The sequence below is a fragment of the Paenibacillus sp. LC231 genome, assembly GCF_001860525.1.
Taxonomy (GTDB): domain Bacteria; phylum Bacillota; class Bacilli; order Paenibacillales; family Paenibacillaceae; genus Paenibacillus_AQ.
Window position 1 is genome coordinate 233,613 of the sequence record NZ_JFOM01000056.1, and the last position, 24,385, is coordinate 257,997.

Annotated in this window: 25 protein-coding genes; 20 read left to right on the forward strand and 5 right to left on the reverse strand. The window is 48.5% G+C overall.

Annotated elements, in window-relative coordinates:
• The first annotated feature begins 11 nt into the window (after nt 1-11).
• The 6 genes from AK95_RS31485 to spo0A all read left to right on the forward strand — a co-directional run bounded on the left by AK95_RS31485 (nt 12) and on the right by spo0A (nt 6,134).
• Nucleotides 12-884 carry a TlyA family RNA methyltransferase gene (locus AK95_RS31485; RefSeq protein ID WP_071223859.1) on the forward strand — a complete coding sequence of 291 codons (873 nt, stop codon included), beginning with the start codon at nt 12-14 and terminating at the stop codon, nt 882-884.
• A gap of 68 nt (nt 885-952) precedes the next feature.
• A complete protein-coding gene (locus AK95_RS31490) occupies nt 953-1,444 on the forward strand; it encodes a hypothetical protein (protein WP_071223860.1) in 492 nt (163 codons plus the stop codon).
• A gap of 17 nt (nt 1,445-1,461) precedes the next feature.
• A complete protein-coding gene (gene ahrC, locus AK95_RS31495; protein WP_071223861.1) occupies nt 1,462-1,911 on the forward strand; it encodes a transcriptional regulator AhrC/ArgR in 450 nt (149 codons plus the stop codon).
• 49 nt (nt 1,912-1,960) lie between these two features.
• On the forward strand, nt 1,961-3,700 hold the full coding sequence (recN, locus tag AK95_RS31500; protein ID WP_071223862.1) for a DNA repair protein RecN: 1,740 nt from the start codon (nt 1,961-1,963) through the stop codon (nt 3,698-3,700).
• 100 nt (nt 3,701-3,800) lie between these two features.
• Complete coding sequence (gene spoIVB, locus AK95_RS31505; RefSeq protein ID WP_071223863.1) at nt 3,801-5,135, forward strand: SpoIVB peptidase; 1,335 nt, start codon at nt 3,801-3,803, stop codon at nt 5,133-5,135.
• Nucleotides 5,136-5,330: 195 nt separating this feature from the next.
• Nucleotides 5,331-6,134, forward strand: coding sequence for a sporulation transcription factor Spo0A (spo0A, locus tag AK95_RS31510; RefSeq protein ID WP_071223864.1), 804 nt, complete (start codon nt 5,331-5,333; stop codon nt 6,132-6,134).
• 239 nt (nt 6,135-6,373) lie between these two features.
• Here spo0A and AK95_RS31515 read toward each other — a convergent pair whose 3' ends face one another.
• Complete coding sequence (locus AK95_RS31515; protein ID WP_071223865.1) at nt 6,374-7,276, reverse strand: ArsR/SmtB family transcription factor; 903 nt, start codon at nt 7,274-7,276, stop codon at nt 6,374-6,376.
• A 284-nt stretch (nt 7,277-7,560) separates the two neighbouring features.
• Here AK95_RS31515 and AK95_RS31520 point away from each other — a divergent pair, with 284 nt between their 5' ends.
• The 6 genes from AK95_RS31520 (at nt 7,561) to AK95_RS31545 (ending at nt 13,189) form a co-directional block, all read left to right on the forward strand.
• On the forward strand, nt 7,561-8,802 hold the full coding sequence (locus AK95_RS31520; RefSeq protein ID WP_071223866.1) for an extracellular solute-binding protein: 1,242 nt from the start codon (nt 7,561-7,563) through the stop codon (nt 8,800-8,802).
• A gap of 82 nt (nt 8,803-8,884) precedes the next feature.
• Nucleotides 8,885-9,760 carry a carbohydrate ABC transporter permease gene (locus tag AK95_RS31525; RefSeq protein ID WP_071223867.1) on the forward strand — a complete coding sequence of 292 codons (876 nt, stop codon included), beginning with the start codon at nt 8,885-8,887 and terminating at the stop codon, nt 9,758-9,760.
• Between the two features lie 54 nt (nt 9,761-9,814).
• Nucleotides 9,815-10,726, forward strand: coding sequence for a carbohydrate ABC transporter permease (locus AK95_RS31530; protein WP_071223868.1), 912 nt, complete (start codon nt 9,815-9,817; stop codon nt 10,724-10,726).
• A gap of 79 nt (nt 10,727-10,805) precedes the next feature.
• Nucleotides 10,806-11,780 (forward strand): glycoside hydrolase family 43 protein, encoded by a 975-nt coding sequence (locus tag AK95_RS31535; RefSeq protein WP_071223869.1) that lies wholly within the window; start codon nt 10,806-10,808, stop codon nt 11,778-11,780.
• A gap of 240 nt (nt 11,781-12,020) precedes the next feature.
• Nucleotides 12,021-12,908, forward strand: a complete 888-nt coding sequence (locus AK95_RS31540) for an NAD-dependent epimerase/dehydratase family protein (RefSeq protein WP_071223870.1) — start codon at nt 12,021-12,023, stop codon at nt 12,906-12,908.
• A 68-nt stretch (nt 12,909-12,976) separates the two neighbouring features.
• Nucleotides 12,977-13,189 carry a hypothetical protein gene (locus AK95_RS31545; protein WP_071223871.1) on the forward strand — a complete coding sequence of 71 codons (213 nt, stop codon included), beginning with the start codon at nt 12,977-12,979 and terminating at the stop codon, nt 13,187-13,189.
• 63 nt (nt 13,190-13,252) lie between these two features.
• Here AK95_RS31545 and AK95_RS31550 read toward each other — a convergent pair whose 3' ends face one another.
• On the reverse strand, nt 13,253-13,558 hold the full coding sequence (locus tag AK95_RS31550; protein ID WP_071223872.1) for a DUF2627 domain-containing protein: 306 nt from the start codon (nt 13,556-13,558) through the stop codon (nt 13,253-13,255).
• A gap of 157 nt (nt 13,559-13,715) precedes the next feature.
• Here AK95_RS31550 and lpdA point away from each other — a divergent pair, with 157 nt between their 5' ends.
• From lpdA to lipB, 5 genes are all read left to right on the forward strand, one after another.
• Complete coding sequence (gene lpdA / locus AK95_RS31555; protein ID WP_071223873.1) at nt 13,716-15,137, forward strand: dihydrolipoyl dehydrogenase; 1,422 nt, start codon at nt 13,716-13,718, stop codon at nt 15,135-15,137.
• A 178-nt stretch (nt 15,138-15,315) separates the two neighbouring features.
• The gene (locus AK95_RS31560; protein WP_071223874.1) at nt 15,316-16,344 is read left to right on the forward strand and encodes a thiamine pyrophosphate-dependent dehydrogenase E1 component subunit alpha; all 1,029 of its coding nucleotides are present in this window, start codon (nt 15,316-15,318) and stop codon (nt 16,342-16,344) included.
• 3 nt (nt 16,345-16,347) lie between these two features.
• Complete coding sequence (locus AK95_RS31565; RefSeq protein ID WP_071223875.1) at nt 16,348-17,334, forward strand: alpha-ketoacid dehydrogenase subunit beta; 987 nt, start codon at nt 16,348-16,350, stop codon at nt 17,332-17,334.
• Between the two features lie 22 nt (nt 17,335-17,356).
• Nucleotides 17,357-18,763 carry a dihydrolipoamide acetyltransferase family protein gene (locus AK95_RS31570; protein WP_071223876.1) on the forward strand — a complete coding sequence of 469 codons (1,407 nt, stop codon included), beginning with the start codon at nt 17,357-17,359 and terminating at the stop codon, nt 18,761-18,763.
• Between the two features lie 122 nt (nt 18,764-18,885).
• Nucleotides 18,886-19,566, forward strand: a complete 681-nt coding sequence (gene lipB, locus AK95_RS31575; RefSeq protein ID WP_071223877.1) for a lipoyl(octanoyl) transferase LipB — start codon at nt 18,886-18,888, stop codon at nt 19,564-19,566.
• 26 nt (nt 19,567-19,592) lie between these two features.
• Here lipB and prli42 read toward each other — a convergent pair whose 3' ends face one another.
• Nucleotides 19,593-19,694, reverse strand: coding sequence for a stressosome-associated protein Prli42 (gene prli42, locus AK95_RS34365; RefSeq protein ID WP_162487679.1), 102 nt, complete (start codon nt 19,692-19,694; stop codon nt 19,593-19,595).
• Between the two features lie 112 nt (nt 19,695-19,806).
• Here prli42 and AK95_RS31580 point away from each other — a divergent pair, with 112 nt between their 5' ends.
• Complete coding sequence (locus AK95_RS31580; protein ID WP_071223878.1) at nt 19,807-20,937, forward strand: tripeptidase T; 1,131 nt, start codon at nt 19,807-19,809, stop codon at nt 20,935-20,937.
• 77 nt (nt 20,938-21,014) lie between these two features.
• On the opposite strand, the gene AK95_RS31585 is transcribed toward AK95_RS31580, so the two are convergent.
• Entirely contained in the window at nt 21,015-22,226 is a 1,212-nt protein-coding gene (locus tag AK95_RS31585) for a tetratricopeptide repeat protein (protein WP_071223879.1), read from the reverse strand.
• 97 nt (nt 22,227-22,323) lie between these two features.
• Nucleotides 22,324-22,488 (reverse strand): Z-ring formation inhibitor MciZ, encoded by a 165-nt coding sequence (gene mciZ / locus AK95_RS33740; RefSeq protein ID WP_074961990.1) that lies wholly within the window; start codon nt 22,486-22,488, stop codon nt 22,324-22,326.
• Nucleotides 22,489-22,582: 94 nt separating this feature from the next.
• Here mciZ and AK95_RS31590 point away from each other — a divergent pair, with 94 nt between their 5' ends.
• Entirely contained in the window at nt 22,583-23,164 is a 582-nt protein-coding gene (locus tag AK95_RS31590) for an NUDIX domain-containing protein (protein ID WP_071223880.1), read from the forward strand.
• A gap of 1 nt (nt 23,165) precedes the next feature.
• A complete protein-coding gene (locus AK95_RS31595; protein WP_071223881.1) occupies nt 23,166-24,383 on the forward strand; it encodes an endonuclease Q family protein in 1,218 nt (405 codons plus the stop codon).
• The last annotated feature ends 2 nt before the right edge of the window (nt 24,384-24,385 follow it).

Genomic DNA, 24,385 nt, shown 5'->3' on the forward strand with positions numbered 1-24,385 from the left:
GGGAGTATAATATGGATTCATCTCAGAAAGAACGAATTGATGTCCTGCTCGTGGAGCAGGGATATTATGAGAGTCGCGAAAAAGCCAAGGCCGCGATTATGGCGGGTCTGGTCTATGCCGGAACCGAGCGGATCGAGAAAGCCGGCATGAAAATTCCGAGGACGTCCGAACTGAAAGTCAAAGGCTCGGTTCATCCCTATGTCAGCCGTGGAGGATTAAAGCTTGAGAAAGCGATTCGTTCATTCGACATCGATATGAAGGGGCGCACCATGCTGGATATTGGCTCTTCGACTGGCGGCTTCACGGATTGTGCGCTCCAGCACGGGGCAAGTTATGTGTATGCGATCGACGTCGGTTATAACCAGTTGGATTGGTCGCTCCGTAACGATGAACGCGTGTGTGTCATGGAGCGAACGAATTTCCGCTATATGACGCCTGACGACCTGAATGGCCCTCAGCCTGATTTTGCCAGCATTGACGTTTCGTTTATATCCCTTCGCATCATTTTACCGCCTTTGAAGATGCTCCTGGGTAAACCGGGAGATGTAGCTGCTCTGATCAAGCCTCAATTTGAGGCAGGGCGGGAGAAGGTGGGTAAGTCCGGCGTGGTTCGTGATCCGAAGGTTCACAGGGAAGTCTTGACGCAAGTGCTGACTTTTGCGGATGAAATTGGGTTCAAATTAAAAAACCTGACATTCTCTCCGATTACGGGTGGAGAAGGCAATATAGAATTCCTGGCCCACTGGCGATTAGAGCCGGAGGTTTCTGAAAGCTCGGAAGAACCGACTCAGGCAGATGGACAAGAAACTGTCCATTTGAGTCAATGGATTGATACCGTCGTAACGCAAGCGGCTCATACATTCACAGGAAACTCATCGAAATGATGGGTTTCTTTTGCTGAAAAAGAGGAATTTATGTTCTCATACGCGAATACAAAATTCGAGGTGAGAGGATGAATGAGCGTTATGATTGGTTATTAATGATATTGCTTGGTGTCGTCATAGCCTTGCTTATCGGTTATAGGCTGAATCGTTGGCTAATGTCGCCATCACCGGATCGACTGCCGGGCATCCCGATAAATGAACACATTCCAGATCACCCAGCGATTGGGATGCTCGAACAAGAAGGATACGACGTCGTTGGGGGTAAAGTAAAAATAAACTTGTCATTTGAAACGGGGCATAGACCCATCTTGAGTCGGTTGTTTATCGATTACATTGCATCCGATGACAGTGGCGAGCTGTACATGGTGAAGCTGGCACGGGAACGGATGCCGGTCGACTGGACGGGCTCGGGCATTCGCGATCGGTTGATGCCGTTTTTGCTGCTGTATCCCGAATGTGCCGGTCTGCTCTACATTGATGTGAACGAGAAGTCGATTCACCGTTTAAGCATGGATTGGTCGGACGAAGAATGGATTGGTCAGGATGATTACAACAGTTAATACTCAGGAGGCTCTTTATGAAGGGACAACGCCATATTAAAATCAGGGATATTATTACCCACCAGGATATTGAGACACAGGATGAGCTTGTGGACGCATTGCGTGCGGAAGGTTTTCAGGTCACTCAAGCTACGATTTCACGTGATATCAAAGAACTGCTGCTCATAAAGGTGCCTACAGATGATGGGCGATATAAATACTCCATGCCGACAGATCAGCGTTATAACCCTGTACAGAAGCTCAAAAGAGCGCTTGTCGATAATTTTGTTTACATTGACCGTACCGGTAATCTTGTCGTCATGAAATGCTTGCCTGGAACAGCCAATTCCGTTGCCGTGCTGCTCGATAATATGGAGTGGACCCAGATCATGGGGACCATTTGCGGCGATGACACGATATTGCTCATTTGCCGAACGGAAGATGACGGAGAACATGTGGTTACCCAAATCAAAAATTTCATTTCGTAATAAATATTTGTGAACATTGGCAGTTTTAAGCAGTAGCGGAGGTGGAAACATGTTAAACACGCTATCCATTCGAAATCTTGCGGTTGTAGAAAGCGTGGATGTGCATTTTTATCCGGGATTTCACGTACTGACGGGGGAGACCGGAGCAGGTAAGTCCATCATTATCGATGCGCTGGGATTAATTGCCGGCGGCCGCGGCTCGGCTGAGCTAATTCGTTATGGCTGCGACAAAGCGGAGATTGAGGCTCTGTTTGAGCTGCCTGCGCAGCATCCCGTATGGGAAACACTGAAGAAGCTGGGTGTTGAAGCGGATCCGGAAGAGCATTTATTGATTCGGAGAGAACTGACATCTCAAGGGAAAAGCACGTCGCGTATTAACGGACAGCTGCTGAATTTAAGCATGCTGCGTGAAGTTGGAGAAAAGCTCATCAATATTCATGGCCAGCATGAGCATCAAAGCTTGCTGCGTTCAGAGCAGCATATGAGTCTTCTGGACACATACGGAGATAAGGTCATCGGGCCTGCCAAACGAAAATATCAAGAATTGTACGGCGAATTCAGCAAAGTGGAGCGGGAGCTCAGGGACCTGCAGGAGACCAGCCAGAAGGCGTATCAAATGCTGGATATGTATCGGTTTCAGCTCGAGGAGATCGCGGCTGCGGAGCTAAAATCCGGTGAGGATGAGGAATTGTCCGAAGAAAGAACCAAGCTGTCCCACAGCGAGAAGATGATGGATTCCGTTGCCGGAGCATACGACCTATTGTACGGATCTTCGGGACTGGAATCCGTCAGCCGTGCCCTATCCAGATTGGAGGATGTGTCCGGCTACGATGAGAAGGGGTTAAAGCCGCTTGTTGAGCAGCTGCAATCCGCTTATTATCAGCTGGAGGATGCGGTTTTCCAGCTGAGGGATTATCGCGACAGCATTGAATTCAATCCGGAACGGCTGAATGAAATTGAACTTCGTTTAGATATGATCTCCGGATTGCGACGAAAATATGGGGATAATGTTGAGCAAATTCTGGAATACTACGTGAGAATTCAGCAGGAAACCGATATGCTGGAGAATAAGGACGAGTTTATACAAGCATTGGAACAGCGTCGTGACGAGTTGTTAAGCGTGCTGCTGGTTAGCGCGAAAGAGCTTAGTATTGCCCGCAAGCAATGTGCTCAAGATTTAGCACGGCAAGTGGAGGGAGAACTAAAGGATCTTCAAATGGAACGCACCTCGCTTGAGGTTCGCATGGAACTGCAGCTGGATCCTAACGGTTACGAATATGAAGGACATAAAGTAAGGTTGACCAGACAAGGTATGGATACGGCCGAATTCCTCATATCCGCCAATCCGGGTGAACCTCTGCGTCCGCTTGCCAAAATTGCTTCGGGTGGAGAAATGTCCAGAATTATGCTGGCGATGAAGAGTATATTTGCCCGTCATGATCAAATACCGGTCTTAATCTTTGATGAAGTCGACACAGGAGTCAGTGGAAGGGCTGCCCAATCGATTGCGGAGAAGCTGTTTTTGCTGGCTAAAACCTGTCAGGTGTTCTCCATAACGCATTTGCCGCAGGTCGCTTGCATGGCGGATCATCAGTATTTAATCGAGAAGAAGCTGGAAGCCTCCAGAACGATGACGCAAGTAGAAAACCTGACTGAAGAGGGGCGTGTAAAAGAGCTTGCACGAATGCTTGGCGGAGTCGAGATCACTGAAAAGACACTTCATCATGCCCAAGAAATGCTCAATCTGGCGGCAGCGCAAAAGGCTTCCAGAACGGCTCTGGGTCAATGATTGACAGTTATAAATCCTTAAGGGCAGGGTAACTTAAAGGTACGCAATTGGCGACCACCTTTTCGTCAAGCGAAAGAAGAAAAAGGGAGCGTGACAGCCATTGAAGCCCAACCTCAGGAGAAAACTGCTCGGTTTCGTTCTTGCTTTCCTTCTTTGTTTCCTTGGAACTGCTGATCCAGTCCAGTCTTTTGCTTCATTGCCTAATGAACTGAGATTGATTTCCGGTCAGCAGTCCCGCCTTGATGTTGCCATGCCTGTTCAAGCCCTCGCTTCAGTTGATCGCCCGGATGTCCTGCAGCTCAACGGCTCCCGCGAGTCAAAACTTCAAGTATCGCTAAAGCATCCACTGCAGCTGAACCCCCAGCAAAGCGGAAATGCGGAAGTAACCCTGAAATTATTTGGTAAAATTCCTCTGAAGACAGTTCATGTGAAGGTGATCCCGGAGCTCAAGGTCATTCCTGGAGGCCAAACCATCGGTGTCAAAGTGAAATCCTCCGGTATACTGGTCGTTGGACATCATCTGGTACGCGTTCAAAACGGTGCTAAAGTGTCTCCTGGAGAAGCAGCTGGCTTGAAGGTTGGCGATTTGCTGACCACGATGGATGGAAAGCCGCTTAATGATGTGACTAAGGTTGCTGATATCGTCGAGAAGGCTGGAAAAACTAAGAAGCCATTGGATATCTCCTTTAAGCGGAGCGGCAAAGTAATGACAACAAAACTGAGTCCGGCGTATGATCAAGAAGATCAAAGCTGGCGCCTTGGTCTGTATATCCGTGATTCTGCAGCAGGTGTTGGAACCTTAACTTTCTATGCGCCTCATCAGAAAGTTTACGGAGCTTTAGGCCATGTTATCACCGATATGAATACTCAAACACCCATTGATGTCGGAAGCGGTCAGATTGTTCAGTCCAATGTTACATCCATTAGTCGAAGTGAAGAAGGCGAGCCGGGGGAAAAACGGGCCACCTTCACAAAAGACGGCAAGATTTTGGGCAATGTCGAGCGCAATACCCATTTTGGCATCTTCGGTAAAATGAATAATCTTCCTGAACACGGTCTGTATCAGGAGCCCATTCCCGTAGCCTTGTCCCATGAGGTCAAGGAAGGACCGGCAGAGATTTTAACTGTCGTTGAAGGGCAGGATGTTGAACGCTTTACAGTGGAGATCGTTCATGTCTCCAAGCAGGATGCTCCCGCAACGAAAGGGCTTGTGCTTCGTATTACCGATCCGAGACTGCTCAAGAAGACAGGCGGGATCGTACAAGGCATGAGCGGGAGTCCGATCGTTCAGGATGGCAAGCTGATTGGAGCGGTAACGCACGTTTTTGTTAATGATCCTAAATCGGGGTATGGATGCTTTATTGAATGGATGCTTCAGGACTCCGGCGTACTACAATCTACAGAATCAACTCCTCAAAATCTTAAGGCAGGTTAATGCCTTGAGATTTTTTGTCGTAAAATAACGAATTAGAGATTAATTTGAAACAAAATATTTAATTATAAATCAACTTCAAAAAAAAATAAAGAAAAATAATTTTCGACAGAAGGAATTTAAATAAGCATGTCGAAAACTTTATACACAAGAAAATGTTCTAAAATAACAACTGATCTGATAAAGGAGGAGCACGAATTGCAAAAGATCGAGGTATTATTGGCAGACGACAACCGTGAGTTTACAAACCTGCTTGGTGAATACATTTCGGATCAACAAGATATGGTGGTTTCCGGAATCGCTTATAATGGCGAAGAAGTACTGAGCATGATTGAGGAATCGGGAAAAGTACCGGATGTGCTGATCCTTGACATTATTATGCCTCATTTGGACGGCCTTGGCGTACTTGAGCGATTACGCGATATGAATTTGTCTCCGCAGCCGAAAGTCATTATGCTTACGGCATTTGGTCAGGAAAATATTACGCAGCGAGCCGTACAATTGGGGGCTTCCTATTATATTTTGAAGCCGTTTGATATGGAGGTGCTCGCCAGCCGAATTCGTCAACTCGTTGGCTCGTCCAGCAGCATTTCGTCAGGCGCTCCATTTACAAGTATGAAATCCAATGTGGTTCCCATGGGCAAAGGCAAAAATCTGGACGCGAATATCACTTCGATTATCCATGAGATTGGTGTCCCTGCTCATATCAAGGGTTACCAATATTTACGCGAAGCCATAACGATGGTATACAACAATATCGAAATTCTTGGTGCGATCACCAAAACCTTGTATCCGGCAATCGCAGAGAAATTCAAGACGACGCCTTCCCGCGTGGAACGTGCGATCCGTCATGCGATCGAAGTGGCCTGGACACGCGGTAACATCGACAGCATCTCGCATCTGTTCGGCTACACCATCAACATCAGCAAATCCAAGCCAACCAACAGCGAGTTTATCGCGATGGTCGCTGATAAGCTGAGAATTGAGCATAAGGTATCTTGAAAGGGTAAGGACTGAGGAAGGGATTTAGGGGAATGAAAGAGGTTGCCCTGAATGCCTACTTACGCGGAACATTGAAATCACTCCTTTATTGGTTGCGATGTCGTAACCTGTGAAGGAGTGATTTTATGTTTGTCATGGACTTTGAGCAAAACAAACCAGCCGTTAATCCGGCTGGTTTGTTTTCATTTAGGTGACTTAACAGATGAACAATCTTCGGTGTTATCTACCTTCGATTGGCCTCACAGATAATACATTTTGAACTGGATATCCTGCTCGTGGTTTCCGAACTTCTTGCCGAATAATGTGGCACCTCCCACGTGCTTTGCATCTTCCTTCACTTCAATTCGAAAGGTCCAGCGATCACAGGTTGCATCCAAATCATCTATGGAGACAGCCGAGAGCGGGTCGCCATCGATATAAGTACCATGGCTTGTAATTCGTATCGTTTTGAGCAGACCGTATTGGTTGATGTTGTGCGGCCACCATGCAGGCGTATACTTCCCCCTCGTATCCGCGAAATCCCCCGGGCTTGTCCACGTACCAAGTTCGATCCCGTTTAAGGAGAACGTGATGTCGGAAGGCCAGACATCATTGGAAAAAGGAAATTCTGAGGAAATCTCCAAGCTGATTTCGAACTGCTGCAGCTTTTCATCCTTTTGAAGGAAGTTCGCGATGTTGTATTGGATAAAGCCCTCCGTAAACCACAGGATTTCTGCATCCATACGTTTGGGATCCATGAAGTATTTGGGTTCGTCAACCCGCCCGATAAATTCCTTCTCGGTAGCAAGGCCGCAGGTTGGCTTCAGGTCATAGTCCGTATAATGCCCGATTGGCACGGAAGCCTCATATGAAGCAAAGGAATGAAAAATCTTTTTCGGGAAGTTGATTTCAATATGATCCACCTTCAGGATCGAGATTTTTTGCTGTCCCGATTTTCCCGGAACCTTTTCTGTCCGGATAATGCCTGCATCTTCGAGTTTTTTAATATGTTTTGTCACAATCGGACTGCTGATTTGAAGTTCTTGCGCCAAATCTTTGATATTCATTTTGTTTTTGGAAAGCAGCTGAATAATCTTGATTCGAACTTCGCTGGCCAAAGCCTCGTAAACCACAAGCGATGACTTGTCTATTTCCAATTGCATATGACCACTTCTTTCAACAAGTTTTTCATAAACCAAGTTCATTAACTTATATGCATCATAACACATGCTTTATTAACCTGTATATAAATCTAAACATTTAATACAACAAATTTTCAATCTAATGATTAATACAAAAGTTAATTAAACGGAAAATAAGTAATAAAGATTTATACATATGTTATTGACACCGTTTTCAAAACGAGTGTATACTGAACCAAAGTTAATCGTTTTCATGATCCATGCCGGTAAATGATTAACCAAATGATTAGTAATAGGAGGAGAGTTTGTTGAAGAAAAAAATGGGGGTTTCACTGATACTTGTATTGTTAGCGGTAGCGGTACTGGGGGGATGTGGCAGCGGGGACAAGAACACCATTACCTTCTGGACGCCTTTGACGGGTGATGACGGGGCTTACATGGATCAGCTAGTGAAAGATTACAACGCCACCAATCCTGAATATAAAGTGAAGCATGTGATTACCTCGGATATGTATACAAAAATATCTACCGTTCTGAATTCAGGCAAAGGCGTTCCTGATCTGTCCATTATTCACGCAGACCGCGTTCCTAGCTTCGTTAAGCAAGGTGTGTTGGAGCCGATGACGGCAGTCATGCAAGCTCAGCCAGAATTGAAAGCGGATAATTATTTGCCGCAAGCCTGGGCAACAGGAAACGTAGAGGGCACCCAATATACAGTACCCCTTGATATTCACAGCAATGCGATGTATTACAATAAAAATTTGCTCAAAAAATACAATGTTGAAAGCTTCCTGGATGATGATGTCGTGACCATTGATGAAATTTTGTCGCTGCAAGGCAAGTTGGATGAAGGCGATTACGTTATCAATGACGCTCTATTGGGCTGGGTTGTGTTAGCGCAAATCCAGAACCTGGGCGGCGACATTCAACAAGCCGGCAAGCCGGCCGTGAATACAGAAGCCATGAAGCAAGCATTTACGGAGATTAAGAAAATATCGGATGCAGGCTTGATGACCCCTTTTGGTGAGGACGGCTATCTGATGTTCCAAGCTGGAAACGTTTTATTTTCCACGGACGGCACATGGAGCTCAACGGCACACGCAACCGTCGATGGATTGGACTTTGGCGTTACGAACATTTATTCGACGAGTGCTGATAAGTATACGAACCGGGCCTCTTCGCACTTATTCTCCATGCTGAAGAACGATAAGAGAACAGATGAGAAAGAGCAGGCCATCGGCCAGTTCCTGGAATTCATTCGCCAAAACTCGATTGAGTGGGCAAAAGCGGGACAGATCGTTGCGAGTAAACAGGTCATTGAGAGCCCGGAGTACAGTAATTATATTCAGTCATTCTTTACCTCCAACGAAAAAGAAATCGAATCCTTGTACATTTACACCTACGAATACTATCCATACGTAGCGGAGGCTGTGGATACATATGCAGCGGATATCGTACGAGGCAATGTCGATATCGACGAGACCCTGGCGACGATGCAGAAATTTGTAGAGGATAAAATCGCGGAAGGCAACAGTGCTGCAAAGTAAATGACAGCAGAGCAGATTGAAAAAAAGAAAAGTGTCCTTGCTTACAAGACACTTTTCTTTTCCAAAGGAGAAATGAAAGGGTATGAATAAGAAGTCGTTGACGCCTTATTTCTTTGTAGGTCCCCATCTGATACTTTTTATCGTATTTATTCTATTGCCGACCCTATACGGGATCTATGCTTCCTTTACGCAATGGAATCTGATTAATGACCCTGTATGGGTTGGCTTGGCCAACTATAAAACGATTCTGTTTGACACGGAGTCCACCTTCTATACCCAATTTATGAATGGATTAAAAAATACGCTCATCTTTGTTGTGCTAAGCGTCCCTATATTAATCATCATTCCGTTAATGATTGCCGTATCGCTGGAACACAAAAAAGTGAAAATGAAAAATGTGATTCAGTCCATCCTCTATATTCCCGGACTCATCTCGATTTCCGCAGCGGCACTGATCTGGTCTTTAATCTTCAATAAGCAGCTTGGGATCACGAACAATATTTTCGGCTCAGAAACGGTCTGGGCGGCCAACCAGCCCTATGCCTGGCTGATCATCATTGTCATTACGGTGTGGGGCGGAGTCGGTGGTAACATGATTATCTACCGGGCTTCCATAAGCGGAGTGTCGAAGGATTTGTATGAATCGGCCGAGATGGATGGAGCGGGGCCTGTCCGCAGATTTTCAAGCATTACACTGCCTTCCATTCGTTTTCCGCTGATCTATACCTTTGTTATGACGACAGCCGGAGCCTTTAACGTATTCGGTCAGCCATTAATGATGACGGACGGAGGACCCAGACAGAGCACGACCGTATTGATGATGTATATCCGGCAGCTGGCCTTCGGTCACGGGGAATCGATTGCGGGTATGGCATCCGCGATGGCGGTTTTGCTCGGACTGGTCATTCTCGTCATTTCAGCCCTTCAGTATTATGTGATGAACCGAAACGCGTCCTAGCGGCATGATCAGCTTGCAAACGACGGAAACGATAAAAGGTAGGTGTACTGTGCAATGTCGAACCCGGTAGTACATGAAGTAAACGCGGATTCCAAGCTTGGTCGCTCTGGTCCGAAGAAGGCTTCATCCAACATAAGCGTGTCAAAATATATAGCTTACGCATTTCTGATCATCCTGTGTGTGATATGGGCAATTCCGGTCATATTTGGCATTACCACATCTTTTCGGTCCCAGGCTGAGGTGGTTTCCAGCGGTTTCAGACTGCTGCCCGACAGCTGGATTTTTGATAATTATGTCACGATCCTGCAAAACACGTCGACCGCGCCCATTCTGCGCTGGTTGATGAACTCCGTGTTTATTGCAACGATGCATACGCTGCTCGTGATCGTTGTCATTTCCATTACAGGTTATGGGTACTCGCGCATGAACTTTAAGGGAAGAAATACCTTGTTCTTTACCTTGCTTGGGATTTCCTTCTTTCCTGGGGTAGTGAATCTGATCCCGTCTTATAAAATCATTGATGCGCTGGGATGGGTAAATACGTCTTGGGCAATGATCATCCCAGGTTTGGCCGGGATGGGGAACATTTTTTTGGTCAGACAATTCATGATGGGCGTTCCCAAGGATTTGGATGAATCGGCACGCGTGGATGGAGCGGGAGATTTTAGAATCTATTACTCTATTATTTTGCCGCTCATGAAACCTGTATTGATTGTATGCGGCCTGTTTTCATTTACGGGTTCCTGGAATGATTTCCTCTGGCCCGTCATCGTGTATACCGATGTGGAGAAGATGCCGGTCACAGCAGGTTTGCTGTTGTTACAGGACATTTACGGCAATTACCGCATGATCGGACAATTGATGGGTTCTGCGATCCTGGCCATCATTCCGACGCTGCTGTTGTTCCTGTTTGCCCAGAAATACTTTGTGCAGTCGATTAACTTAAACGCAGGCATCAAAGGATAGCAAGAAGATAGGATTCATAGAAACAATTAAAAATAGAAAGCTAGCGGAAGTCAAACTATAAGGTATAGGAGTCGTCACCATGTCTGAATTATATATAAAAAATCCCCTGATTGAACAAAGGGCTGATCCCTGGATCTATAAACATACCGATGGTTATTATTACTTTACCGGTTCCGTGCCGGAGTATGACCGTATTGAGCTTAGACGTTCGCAAACGATACATGGGCTTGCGGATGCTGAAGGAATTACGATCTGGCGCAAGCATGAGTCAGGCCTGATGAGTGCCAACATATGGGCACCCGAGATTCATTATTTGGATGGCAAATGGTATGTGTACTTCGCCGCTGCCCATACTTCAGAAACGAGGGACGGATTGTTTGATCATCGCATGTTCGTACTGGAGAACGTTTCGGCGAACCCGCTCGAAGGGGAATGGGTGGAGAAGGGGCAAGTGGTCACGAAGTGGGAATCTTTTGCCTTGGACGCAACAACCTTTGAGCATAGAGGCAAACGATATTATGTATGGGCTCAGAAAGATCCGGGCATTCCAGGCAATTCCAATCTGTACATTTCTTTGATGGAAAATCCATGGACCCTGACAGGGGAACAGGTATGCATCTCGGTTCCTGAGTACGACTGGGAGAAGATCGGGTATCTTGTGAACGAAGGGGCCGCCGTTCTGAAGCGAAACGGGCGAATATTCATGACCTATTCCGCGAGCGCCACGGACCACAATTATGCCATGGGGCTGCTGACAGCCGATGAGGACAGTGATCTGCTGAATCCGAGCTCCTGGGTCAAGTCGCCGGTGCCCGTGTTTACGACATCGGAAGCCAATGGCCAATATGGGCCAGGGCATAACAGCTTCACGATTTCCGAGGATGGCTCGCAGGACATTCTGGTGTATCATGCAAGAAGTTACAAGGAGATCGTGGGCGATCCTTTATATGATCCGAATCGGCATACGCGCGTACAGGTCATCCGGTGGAACGAGGACGGAACGCCGAATTTCGGGGTGCCGAGAGCGGATGATGCACCGGTCTCCAAGCCATGATTCAATTTGTAATTGGGGTTTTAGAACGAATCGATCTACAAACATCAGACCGACTGAGCTTAACAGCTTGGTCGGTTTTTACATTCCAGGAGATAAGCCGCATAATATAAAATAGGAAAAAAGAAGGAGTCTTCGATATGGATGGAGAAAAGAGGACTGATCGTTTTAAGAAATGGTTGAGGATGTATAAGTACGGCACTATTAATGATATTCTTATTTCCCGGTAAGGAGGAATTATAAATGGCAAAGATATTAGTATTGGGCGGGACCCGCTTTTTCGGTAAAAGGCTGGTTAACCGGCTGCTGGCTAAAGGCGATGCCGTTACGATTTTGACGCGCGGACATCACCAGGATTCATTCGGGGGTGCCGTTTCGCGGCTTACCGTGGATCGAAAGGATCCGGAAGGTTTAAAACAGGCAGTGGGAAGCCAGGACTTTGATATCGTGTACGATAATATATGTTATACTCCGGAAGAAGCGGGACAAGCTGCAGACATCTTTGCCGGACGGATTGGACAATACGTGCTGACCTCTACGTTATCGGTCTATGATTTTGCGGATCATCCGGTGAGGGAAGAGGACTTTGATCCTTACAGATACCCTGTCATGATGAACGAAAGCAGGGACTACAGCTATAAGGAAGGCAAGCGCCAGGCGGAGGCGGTATTATTCGGTCGCCACAACCTGAACGTTACCGCTGTCCGGTTGCCGATTGTGCTGGGACCGGATGATTATACGCGGAGACTGCATTTTCATATTGAGCATGCAGCCAGCGGAGAAGCTATTGGTTTGCCTGATCCTGACGCGCAAATCTCGTTTGTGCATGCAGAGGAAGCGGCAGCGTTCCTGGAATGGGCAGGTCAAGTTCAGTTGGAGGGCCCAGTCAATGCTTGCTCCAGCGGAACGATTTCGGTCCGGGAATTGATGAGCCTGATCCAGCAGGAAGTTGGAAGGTCGGCACCGCTGCAATCTTCGGCTTCACCAGACCACATGTCCCCATTTGGAATTCCGGGAGATTGGACGATGGATCATGCCAGAGCGGCAGCTGGCGGCTTTAAATTTTGGGATTTGCACGATTGGATGCCGAAATTGATTGCTGAATTGTCCGCTGATTTGAAGGTTCGCTAGTGAAAGCAGCAGGATCATAATCGTTTAGAAGAAAGATAAGAGGGAAATGCCCTGAAAGGAAGATCAGCATGAGCGACAAGATGGCAGTATGGAAAGAGCGTATTCGAGAGGTAGAAGCCATGGGAGGCTTATCTCCGGAAGCGCTGACGTTAATCCATGCAATGTATGCAGAATTGGAAGCTTTGACGAAGCAAAATTTCAATCTGCGGAAAACCGCGCTGAAAGCGACGTCCAGAGAAACGAGAATGTCGAGTAAATTGAAGGATGCATTGATGGAATAAACGGCGGAGTTCAGAACATATGATAAACACCGGGGAGGGCTCCCCGGTGTTTATTTGATAGGATTAGCTTTTGGATGGCGTTCCTGATTTCGGCGCCTGGCGCTTCTTTTTGAATCTTGGTCCAACGTAATTTCGCTTGCGGTCCCGGAACAGTATCCAGCCGCCCAAGAATCCGATACCAATGACAAACAGAGCCAGCCCGCCAAGAAAAGACAGCCAACCGAAGGCGGGGTTTGCCACACTGTCATCCCCATGAACGGAAATATATAAAAAAACCGCATCTTTCATCATTAAGAAACCCTTCATTGCCATAAAACCCGGGATAACCAAAATCAAGATGGCAATAAAGCGGGAAATTAACATTTTCATAGAAGATTCCTTCCTGCGACTGATGTAATGAACTACCGTTTATCATACCTTTTTCATAGGGCAATGTCTATTTCCATTATGGATGATGATTTTGTAATCCGAAAAAAAGAGAGTACAATGAAAGTGTATAACTGGACTTATTATGGAGGTGCCGTTTGTGGCTATAACATGTGATGTAGCAATTCTTGGCGGGGGAACCGGTGGATATGTTGCGGCCATCCGCGCAGCCCAGCTTGGTAAAAATGTGGTCATCATCGAGCAGGACAAACTGGGAGGGACCTGCTTGCACCGCGGCTGTATTCCGAGCAAATCTTTGCTTCGGAGTGCCGAGCTGTATGCGGAAATGAAGGATAGCGAGAGCTATGGCATCGAGACGGACGGGGTCCGGCTAGCGTTTGACAAAGTACAGAAGCGCAAAGACGGTATCGTCGCTCAGCTGCACCAGGGCGTTCAATATTTGATGCGCAAAAATAAAATTACCGTTGTGCAGGGCAAAGGGAGGGTTATCGGCCCGTCCATTTTCTCTCCGCGCAGCGGGGCAGTGGCGGTTGAGCTTCCGGACGGCGAGATGGAAACCGTGGTTCCCACTCATCTGATCATCGCAACCGGTTCGCGTCCGCGTCACTTACCGGGGCTAGAGCCTGACGGCGTACATATACTGACAAGCGACCATGCGCTTCAGCTGGATGAGCTGCCTGCATCCATCATCATCGTAGGGGGCGGCGTAATCGGCGTGGAATGGGCCTCGATGCTGAATGATTTTGGCGTTCAGGTCACGATTGTTGAAGCTTCGTCCCATCTGCTGCCAGCCGAAGACGAGGAAGTTGGACGGGAGCTGACAAAGATGCTCACCGCCAGAGGCGTAGAGGTGATCACCAACATTTCCATTCAAACCGACAGCTGTGAGATTCGGAATCAAAGCGTGTCCATCACGATTGAGCAAAAGGACGATACCAGAACATTGTCAGCGGACAAGCTGCTTCTCTCTGTCGGGAGAATCGGTAACACTGAAAATATCGGGCTTGAAAATACCGACGTTCGGGTTGCGAACGGCGTCATCGTGGTGAATGTCAATATGCAAACAACAGAGCCCCATATTTACGCAATCGGCGATTGCATCGGGGGTCTTCAGCTTGCCCATGCAGCAAGCCACGAAGGGATAGCAGCGGTGAACCATCTGGCAGGCGAGAAGACGGAAGCCTACAGAAGCGAATGGATCCCTCGCTGCATCTATACCCGTCATGAGGTAGCCAGCGTCGGACTAACGGAGAAGCAGGCCAAAGAACGCGGACATGAGATCAGGATCGGAAAATTCCCGTTCTCGGCGATCGGCAAATCTTTGATCCACGGAACGAAGGAGGGGTTCGTGAAGGTCATTGCCGATCAGAAGACGCAGGATATTCTGGGCGTGCATATGATTGGTCCGCATGTTACGGAGCTGATCGGCGAAGCGGCACTGGCGCAAGTACTGGATGCGACGCCATGGGAAGTGGGAGCGGCGGTGCATGCCCATCCATCCTTATCCGAAATCATCGGCGAAGCGATGCTTGCGGTGGATGGACGAGCCATCGGATTATAAGGATAAGTACATCCTTTTGTGGAATCCCTCATTTCTTTTTGCCGAGAAAGGGATTATAATAACATTAAGCCAAGTCTTAGTACCAGGTTTTAATACTTGATCAAATATGCCTTTAAACTTAGGTTGCAAGGCGAAGGATCAAGCCTGAAGTCATGGCTCACATAAAGGAGGGATCTCCATGAAAGAACATAAAACGGTTACGGCAAACAACAATAGGCATGCGCAGCTTGGACTGACCGACGGACAAGTGCTAGACATGTACAAATATATGGTGCTGGCGCGAAAATTCGATGAGCGCAACCTGCTGCTGCAGCGTGCGGGCAAAATTAATTTTCACGTATCCGGGATCGGGCAGGAGACGTGTCAGGTTGCTGCTGCGTTTGCCCTCGACCGGGAGAAAGATTACTTTTTACCCTATTACCGCGACTATGGATTCGTATTGGCAGTGGGCATGACGCCTCGCGAACTGATGCTGTCGGCTTTTGCCAAGGCCGAGGATCCGAACAGCGGCGGACGGCAGATGCCTGGACACTTTGGCAGTAAACGCCTGCGAATTGTGACGGGCTCCAGCCCTGTAACCACACAGCTTCCGCATGCAGTGGGTATCGCACTGGCGGCGAAGATGCAGAAGAAGGATTTTGTATCGTTTGTTACGTTTGGCGAAGGCTCAAGCAATCAGGGGGATTTTCACGAGGGCTGCAACTTTGCGGGCGTTCACAAACTTCCTGTCATTATCATGTGCGAGAATAACCAATACGCCATTTCGGTGCCGCTTCATAAACAGATTAGCGGGAAGGTAAGCGACCGCGCGCTCGGTTATGGATTCCCCGGCATTCGAGTGGATGGTAACGATGCGCTCGAGGTCTATGCAGCCGTGAAGGAAGCGCGTGAGCGTGCGATTCGCGGAGAAGGTCCGACACTGATCGAATCCATGATGTACCGTTTGTCTCCGCACTCCACATCGGATAACGATTTGGCGTACCGGACTAAAGAAGAGGTCGAAGAGAACTGGAAGAAAGACGGCGTCGCCCGCTTTAAGAACTATTTGGTCGACTGCGGGCTCTGGGACGAAGCACGCGATCAGGATCTGATTGCGCAATTAAACCTGGAGATCAAAGAAGCGACGGAATCTGCAGACTTGGCTCCATTTCCGAAGCCTGAAGATACGCTTCTTCACGTATATGCCGATGATGAAGGGGGCGTGTAAAAGATGGCGGTAATGGAATATATCGATGCAATTCGCCTGGCCATGAAGGAAGAGATGGAGCGTGACGAGTCCGTATTCGTGTTAGGCGAGGACGTAGGCGTCAAAGGCGGCGTGTTTACAACAACCAAGGGTTTGATGGATCAGTTCGGCGATATGAGGGTGCTTGATACCCCGCTCGCGGAGTCCGCGATTGCCGGTGTCGCTATCGGAGCGGCCATGTATGGCATGAAGCCGATTGCCGAGATGCAATATTCGGATTTCATGTTCCCGGCAACCAATCAGATTATTAGTGAAGCAGCGAAAATCCGCTATCGTTCCAATAACGACTGGAGCTGTCCCGTCGTGATTCGTGCGCCGATCGGCGGCGGAATATTCGGAGGATTGTATCATTCCCAGTGCCCGGAATCGGTTTTCTTCGGAACGCCGGGATTGAAAATCGTTGCGCCGTACTCGGCCTATGATGCGAAGGGGCTGCTGAAAGCTGCGATACGCGACCCGGATCCGGTACTGTTCTTTGAGAACAAAAAATGCTACAAGCTGATTACTGGCGATGTACCGGAAGATGATTACGTTGTACCGATCGGCAAAGCGAAATTGCTGCGCGAAGGGTCGGATATTACGGTGATCAGCTACAGTCTGCCGCTGCATTTTGCCATGCAGGCTGCCGAAGAGCTTGAGCAGGAAGAAGGCATCAGCGCGCATGTTCTGGATCTGTGTACGATACAGCCGCTTGACCGGGAAGCGATTATTGAAGCGGCCCGTGCAACGGGTAAAGTGCTGATCGTTCATGAAGATAATAAGACCGGTGGCGTCGGAGGGGAAGTAGCCGCGATTATTGCGGAGCACTGCCTCTATGATCTGGATGCCCCGATCATGCGCTTGTGCGGTCCGGATGTACCGGCTATGCCAATCAGTCCGCCGATGGAGAAATTCTTCATGCTTAACAAGGACAAAGTCAAAGAATCCATGCGTCAACTGGCGCTTTATTAAGAACAGGGAGTGGAGTGTGAGCATGTCACAAAATCAGAAATTGACCGATGTTACAATGCCTCAGCTGGCGGAATCCCTTGTTTCGGCGACCATTGCCAAGTGGCTGAAGAAGCCGGGGGATGCCATCGAGCAGTACGAACCGATCTGTGAAGTCATTACCGACAAAGTCAATGCCGAGATTCCATCCACCTTGGACGGCGTCATGGGAGAGATTCTTGCCCAGGAGGGCCAGACCGTCAATGTTGGCGAGATCATTTGCCGGATCGCTGTCGCTTCCGGTCAAGGGGCAGATCCTTCTCCCCAGCCGGCTGCAAGTGCTCCCGTGAGTCAGCATCAGGGAAGCGGCAGCGAAGAAGCTTCGATGCGTTTCCGGTATTCCCCGGCTGTTCAAACACTGGCAGCCGAGCATCAGATTGATCTTTCGCGAGTACAGGGATCAGGCATGGGCGGCAGAATCACTCGTAAAGACGTACTGGCTTATATTGAAAAGGGAGGAGCAGCCCAAGGCCAAGGCGCTCCTGCCGGAGCAGCACCAGTCCAGAGCGCCCAAGCACTGCAAGAAACGATACAGCCTAGCGGGACTTCGCCGTTTCAAGGGCTGCAGCATCAGACGCCTGCGGAACCGTCGCCTCCACTTGGCACAGCTATTCCGGATGTGCGTCATTCCGGGCTGCATTTGACGGAATCGCCGAAAATTCCAACCATCGAAGTGGAAGGAATGGAAGGCGGCAGATCGGAATACTTTATCGATGTTACGCCGATGCGTAATGCGATCGCCAGAAATATGCGTCAAAGCGTGACGGAGATTCCGCACGCGTGGACGATGATTGAGGTCGACGTGACCAACATCGTATTGCTGCGTAATCAGCTGAAGGACGAGTTCAAGCGTAAGGAAGGGGTTAATCTGACCTATCTGGCCTTTTTGCTAAAAGCCGTTGTGAACGCAATTAAAGATTATCCGATCATGAATTCGTTCTGGGCCGTGGATAAAATCGTGGTGAAGCGCGATATCAATCTGTCCCTGGCCGTCGGAACAGAGGATTCCGTGCTGACGCCGGTCATCCACCGTGCCGATCAGAAGAATATTGCCGGCTTGGCTAGAGAGATCGAAGAGCTTGCACGCAAGACCCGTGAAGGCAAGCTGAAGTTAGACGACATGCAGGGTGGTACCTTTACGGTGAACAATACGGGATCCTTCGGTTCGATTTTGTCTTATCCGATTATCAACTATCCGCAGGCTGCGATTCTAACGTTTGAATCCATTGTTAAAAAGCCTGTGGTCATCAATGATATGATCGCTGTTCGTTCCATGGCGAACCTGTGTCTATCCCTCGATCATCGGATTTTGGATGGGGTTATCTGCGGAAGATTCCTGCAACGGGTCAAAGATAACCTGGAAGGTTATACCCTGGATACGAAGCTGTATTAATGTTCTTCAATACATCTGCGGACTGATTCTTCGGAAGAAGGTTCGCAGACGTCATTTATACCAAAGTCAATTACAGGAGCATTCATTGTTAGTGGGAACCCTATGAAAGAAGGCGTTAGCACATGAACAAACCGTTAGATGTATCGTATACGCCGGTTGTAGATTATGGCATGGCTTGGGAGCTTCAGAAACAACATGTTTCCGCCATCGATCAGGGGGAGCAGCATGAATGCTTGATGCTCCTTCAACATCCTCCGACCTATACCATGGGGTCGCAGCGTCATCCGGAGCACTTGCTCTTAAGCAAAGAGGAATTGGAGAAGCAGGGCATCGGCTTGTTTGAAATCGATCGTGGCGGTGACATTACATATCATGGTCCTGGACAGCTTGTCGGGTATCCGCTGTTACTGCTGGACGGCGGCAAGAATTTGAATCTGCACGGATTTCTGCGCGATGTGGAACAGGTCATCATCGATTACTTGGCATCATACAACATCGAAGCCGGCCGCAAACCCGAGTACACCGGGGTATGGGTAGGGGATCTGAAAATTTGCGCCATCGGCGTTAAATTCAATAAAGCCCGCCAGCATCGCGGATTTGTGACAAGCCATGGTTTTGCGTTTAATATTAAATCCGGGATCGCCGACGCGGGATTCGCTGGAATCATTCCATGCGGCATACAGGAATATGGTGTAACTTCATTGGAAGACTGTACGGGGCGGGTTTTTGAAGTAGAGGAAGTAGCCCGGGAGATCGTGCCTTTCTTCACCCGGGTATTTCCATATGAGGCTCGTTGGTTGTAACAGCAGGCGCTTGTAAATGCAGGGTGTCAGCGAAGGAACAATGGCTCAAGGATAACCAGCAGTGTTGATCCGATCATCGCAATCAGCATGAGGTAGATAACAATTCGAAACCACTTTTTACGTTGCATTGTGTAACTCCTTTGAAATAGGTTTAATGATGAACATACATCCAGCAGAATCATTCATTGTGATATAGATATAAAGACATTGTATCGTATCTGCGAAAGAGAGGGAAGTCCAGTGATCTCAGAAGAGCGTATCATCCAAGAGTTTATGGAATTGGTTCAGGTCGATAGTGAAACCAAGCATGAAGAAGAGATCTCCAAGGTTCTCAAACATAAATTTTCCGTTCTTGGCTTTGACGTCATCGAAGATGATGCCAGAGAGAAGACAGGGCACGGAGCAGGAAATCTGATTATTACCTGGAAAGCGGACGAGGCGGCCTCGCAAGCGCCTAAACTGCTATTCACCTGCCATATGGATACCGTAACGCCCGGTAAAGGCATTAAGCCGACCTTGGGTGATGATGGCTGGATTCGAAGTGATGGAACGACTATCCTCGGGGCTGATGACAAAGCGGGCATCGCCGCACTACTGGAAGGTATTCGGGTTATCCGGGAAAATAACATTCCCCACGGACAAGTCCAGTTTGTCATTACGGTAGGTGAGGAATCGGGTTTGGTGGGAGCTCGTGTGCTTGACCCTGATGTTTTGGATGCGGATCTCGGCTTTGCCCTGGATTCCAACGGTGAATTAGGCTCCATTGCAGTTGCCGCACCGACCCAAGCAAAAATCAAAATGATTATCAAGGGCAAGTCGGCTCACGCCGGAGTGAATCCGGAGGATGGCATCAGTGCCATTCAAGTCGCTTCAAAAGCGATAGCCAAAATGAAGCTGGGACGCATCGACAAAGAAACCACGGCAAACATTGGCAAGTTTCAGGGTGGAGGGGCAACCAACATCGTCTGTGATCATGTTCAGATTGATGCTGAAGCACGCAGTATCGTTCAAGAGAAAGTGGATAAGCAAGTAAATGATATGCGTGAGGCGCTCGAAACTACCGTGCGGGAGTACAATGCCAATTGTGAGTTCATTAGCGAGATAGTCTACCCGGCTTTCAGTTTTAATGAACATGATGAGGTCGTTCAGCTTGCGCAGCGTGCCATCGGCGGTTTGGGCTTGCCCACCCGCACGTTCCGCTCCGGAGGCGGTAGTGACGCCAACATTTTTAACGGTCTTGGAATTCCAACCGTCAATTTGGCGATTGGATATCAAGATATTCATACGACGCAGGAGCGCATTCAAGCTGCAGATTTGGTCAAGGCGGCGCAGATCGTTGTGGGGATCATCCAGGAAACAGCTAAGGCTTAGTCGACAAACAGGCAGAAGAAAAAGAATAAAGCCCGCGGCGGACATTTGACGTCCCTGCGGGCTTTTAGATTTGTCTATTAATTCAAGGTTGCCATGGGCGATTGGTTCTCCCGTCTTTTTTGGGCAGGCGACCAAGTGGTATGCCAGTTCGTGTTCTCGACCACATGCAATGCGGCATTGATGTTGTCTAAGTATGGTTCAATCTCTTTTCTCGCCACTGCCGAGGAATACTGTTCCTCAAGGCGGGCAGAGAGGGAGATCAAGGCTGACTGCAAATAACAAGCAGCTTCGCCGAATCGTATCTCTGTACGCCCGGGATAAGCCACTCTAAGCTGCTCGAACAGGGATGCAGCCTCATCATATTTTCCTTGATCATATAAATGCTCTGCCGCTATAAAACATACTTTCATACAATTGCTGTCCTGCTCTTGAAGCGGCAGCGCTTCCAATTGGTTTAATTTTGAAATTGCGAGTCCTCTGTAGCCTTCTTCATAAAGAAAACAGATCAGAGCATAATAAGCATGCTCGCCGCTATGGGTAAGCAGATGTTCGGCTATGGATATCATATTAAGCGAAACGGCAGCGCGTGCTAATTCTATAGTATCCGACATGGCGATAAATCGGTCAGGGATCGAATGGTTTATGTTCCACTCGCAGAGCTGCCTGATTCTGGCCAGCTGTGCCCCTTCAGAAGTTCTTGGACGAGGCAGTTCGCGCAGGTGGTGAGTCGAATCGCGAAGGTAACTGTCGATGAGCTGCATGGCTACAGAAACTTGACCCGTCATGATCAGGCAAGCCACATATTGGATACAGGTATCTGGATATAAACTCCCCTGTTTAGCAAAACAATGGGCAGCTTCCGGATAAGCTCCGATGTAGAATAGTGATCTGCCAACCATGATGTTGGAAGCCGGAAAGCTTCTTGTTTCGTCCAGGAGCCGCTCGCAAATCGTGTGGTCTGAAATCCCCTGCATGTGCAGGAGTGCAGCCCACTGGTTCAGAGCCTCTTGGACGTAGGTACCGGAATGCTGTACGACGGTTCTGAAAGCTTCCTCCGATTTGCCGAAGGAACGCATCCGCATGCTCAATAACCCGTATTCGAGCCAGCTTAGATCAACTTCCTTCCAGCCCGAGCTCGTCTTGTCGGTCGGGGCGGATTGCGCAGCTTCCTTGAAGCTCTTTAACGCCTTCTCAAGATACCCGCGTCTTTTGTACCACTTACCGCGCTCATATTCAGTTGAAGGTGGATTAGTAATTGGTTCGGTTTCAATAATAGGTATATGTCGCATGTCGAAGCCTCCCAATGTTATAACACCCATATAGGTGTAAAGGTCATGGTCCGTATTCGAAAAAAATAGAAAAAAGTCGAAAATCAGGTCGTAAGACCTAATTTCGCCCCTTGTTTTCGTAAATATTTTTAGAAGACTTAGAAATTATATCCATAATTTTTGTTTCCGAGCCCCATTGCTGTTGCCACTGTTTCAGCATGATCCGGATCTGCCAAGCCTGTCCTACCAAATGTACGGAATGATCCCCTTTGTAGCTTTTCATGGGCAGGTTCCTTCTTTCTTGTAAATTTTGATATAATACACCTTATGCAATAGCATGGTCAGTCATGCCGTTTTTAAACAAAGGAGGTCATTTTGTGAGCGATATCGGCAGTAAGAACCGAGAAGCCTCGGATAAATTGCTGGAAGAAACCACCCTGTCTACCCAATCGATTTTTGAAGGGAAGATTATTTCACTGCAGGTCGATACGGTGAAACTGCCAAATGGGGAGACTGCGAAACGTGAAGTTGTCAGACACCCCGGCGCAGTAGCGGTGCTTGCTATAAAAGGCGACAAAATGCTGGCCGTCAATCAATTTCGTCAGCCGCTTGGGCGCTGTGAGGTTGAAATCCCTGCAGGCAAGCTGGAGCGGGGGGAAGATCCGCTGGAAGCGGCGAAGCGCGAACTACAGGAAGAAACGGGTTATTCATGCGGTTCCATTCGTAAACTGCATTCCTTTTACACCTCCCCGGGATTTGCAGATGAGATCATTCACTTATATCTGGCAGAGGATCTGGTCAGCGGCGACATGAACCCGGATGAGGATGAATTTATAGAGATGATGGAAATCTCGCTGGAAGAGGCGTATTCACTTATACAAGAAGAAAGAATCAGCGATGCGAAGACCATTCTCGCCGTTTATGCTTGGAATATGTATAGCCTGACAGGAAAAATCTGATATGCTGCAGCCTGAAAAGAACATGTCAACCGGGGAGAAGCTTCAGTCCTATTACTGCGACATGCACATTCACATAGGGCGCACAAGCAGCGGACAAGCTGTGAAAATTAGCGCAAGTAACAATTTGACCTTTGAGAATATAGCCGTGGAGGCCTCGGAGCGCAAAGGCATCCAAATGATCGGTATCATCGATTGCCATTCTCCTTCGGTACAGCACGATATTCTCCAATGTTTGGACAGCGGCGTCATGCAGGAGATAGATGGAGGCGGCATCGCGTATCAGGATACGGTGATCCTGCTTGGAAGCGAGATTGAAATTCGCGAAAGCGGCCGTGGCGCAGCCCATGTGCTGGCCTATTTCCCTGACCTGAACACCATCCAGGAGTTTTCTGTCTGGATGGCAAAATACATGAAGAATGTGCAGCTTAGTTCACAGCGCATCTATGTCAGCCCTCGTGAGCTGCAGCAGGAGATTTTGGATCGCGGCGGGCTGCTGATACCTGCACACGTCTTTACGCCTCATAAGGGATTGTACGGCAGCATGGCGGATCGTATGAGCGAGGTGCTGGACCTGAACGGGATTGCGGGAATAGAGCTTGGACTCAGTGCTGATTCCTCGATGGCCGGGCGGATAAGCGAACTGGACGCCTACTCCTTTCTAACCAACTCGGATGCACATTCGCTTGGGAAAATCGGCAGGGAATACAACCGGATTGACATGGCGAAGCCTTCGTTTACCGAATTCCGCCAGGCGCTTGGAACAAATAACGGTCGAAGAATCAGCGCGAACTACGGGCTTAATCCCAGACTCGGAAAATACCATCGTACTTACTGCGGCGGCTGTGACAGCATTCTGGAGGAGGGCAGCGATATTCATGAATTGGTGCGCTGTCCTTACTGCGGGAGTACCAAGCTGGTGCAGGGCGTGTTTGATCGGATTCTGCACATCGCTGACCGTAAAGAGCCCATGGTACCGCAAAGCCGGCCGGCATATCACTATCAGGTTCCGCTAGAGTTCATCCCGGGCCTTGGCAAATCGTCGATGTCGAAGCTGCTGGGGGCTTTCGGCACCGAAATGCACATCCTTCACCAGGCTACGGAAGCGGAGCTTGCCGCTGTTGCCGGGGAAGGGCTCGCTGCCAGCATTGTGATGGCTAGGAACGGGACATTGTCCTTTTCGGATGGCGGGGGAGGCTCTTACGGGAAGGTTCTCCGCTAAAT

Bases quoted from the DNA above. Each gene is read 5' to 3' on its own strand.
- mciZ (WP_074961990.1), bottom strand. From the start codon at position 22,488: ATGAAAAGCTACAAAGGGGATCATTCCGTACATTTGGTAGGACAGGCT.
- AK95_RS31530 (WP_071223868.1), top strand. From the start codon at position 9,815: ATGTCGAACCCGGTAGTACATGAAGTAAACGCGGATTCCAAGCTTGGT.
- AK95_RS31550 (WP_071223872.1), bottom strand. From the start codon at position 13,558: ATGAAAATGTTAATTTCCCGCTTTATTGCCATCTTGATTTTGGTTATC.
- AK95_RS31490 (WP_071223860.1), top strand. From the start codon at position 953: ATGAATGAGCGTTATGATTGGTTATTAATGATATTGCTTGGTGTCGTC.
- recN (WP_071223862.1), top strand. From the start codon at position 1,961: ATGTTAAACACGCTATCCATTCGAAATCTTGCGGTTGTAGAAAGCGTG.
- AK95_RS31570 (WP_071223876.1), top strand. From the start codon at position 17,357: ATGTCACAAAATCAGAAATTGACCGATGTTACAATGCCTCAGCTGGCG.
- AK95_RS31565 (WP_071223875.1), top strand. From the start codon at position 16,348: ATGGCGGTAATGGAATATATCGATGCAATTCGCCTGGCCATGAAGGAA.
- AK95_RS31485 (WP_071223859.1), top strand. From the start codon at position 12: ATGGATTCATCTCAGAAAGAACGAATTGATGTCCTGCTCGTGGAGCAG.
- AK95_RS31540 (WP_071223870.1), top strand. From the start codon at position 12,021: ATGGCAAAGATATTAGTATTGGGCGGGACCCGCTTTTTCGGTAAAAGG.
- AK95_RS31595 (WP_071223881.1), top strand. From the start codon at position 23,166: ATGCTGCAGCCTGAAAAGAACATGTCAACCGGGGAGAAGCTTCAGTCC.
- AK95_RS31525 (WP_071223867.1), top strand. From the start codon at position 8,885: ATGAATAAGAAGTCGTTGACGCCTTATTTCTTTGTAGGTCCCCATCTG.
- prli42 (WP_162487679.1), bottom strand. From the start codon at position 19,694: ATGCAACGTAAAAAGTGGTTTCGAATTGTTATCTACCTCATGCTGATT.
- AK95_RS31545 (WP_071223871.1), top strand. From the start codon at position 12,977: ATGAGCGACAAGATGGCAGTATGGAAAGAGCGTATTCGAGAGGTAGAA.
- AK95_RS31535 (WP_071223869.1), top strand. From the start codon at position 10,806: ATGTCTGAATTATATATAAAAAATCCCCTGATTGAACAAAGGGCTGAT.
- AK95_RS31560 (WP_071223874.1), top strand. From the start codon at position 15,316: ATGAAAGAACATAAAACGGTTACGGCAAACAACAATAGGCATGCGCAG.
- ahrC (WP_071223861.1), top strand. From the start codon at position 1,462: ATGAAGGGACAACGCCATATTAAAATCAGGGATATTATTACCCACCAG.
- AK95_RS31585 (WP_071223879.1), bottom strand. From the start codon at position 22,226: ATGCGACATATACCTATTATTGAAACCGAACCAATTACTAATCCACCT.
- AK95_RS31515 (WP_071223865.1), bottom strand. From the start codon at position 7,276: ATGCAATTGGAAATAGACAAGTCATCGCTTGTGGTTTACGAGGCTTTG.
- lipB (WP_071223877.1), top strand. From the start codon at position 18,886: ATGAACAAACCGTTAGATGTATCGTATACGCCGGTTGTAGATTATGGC.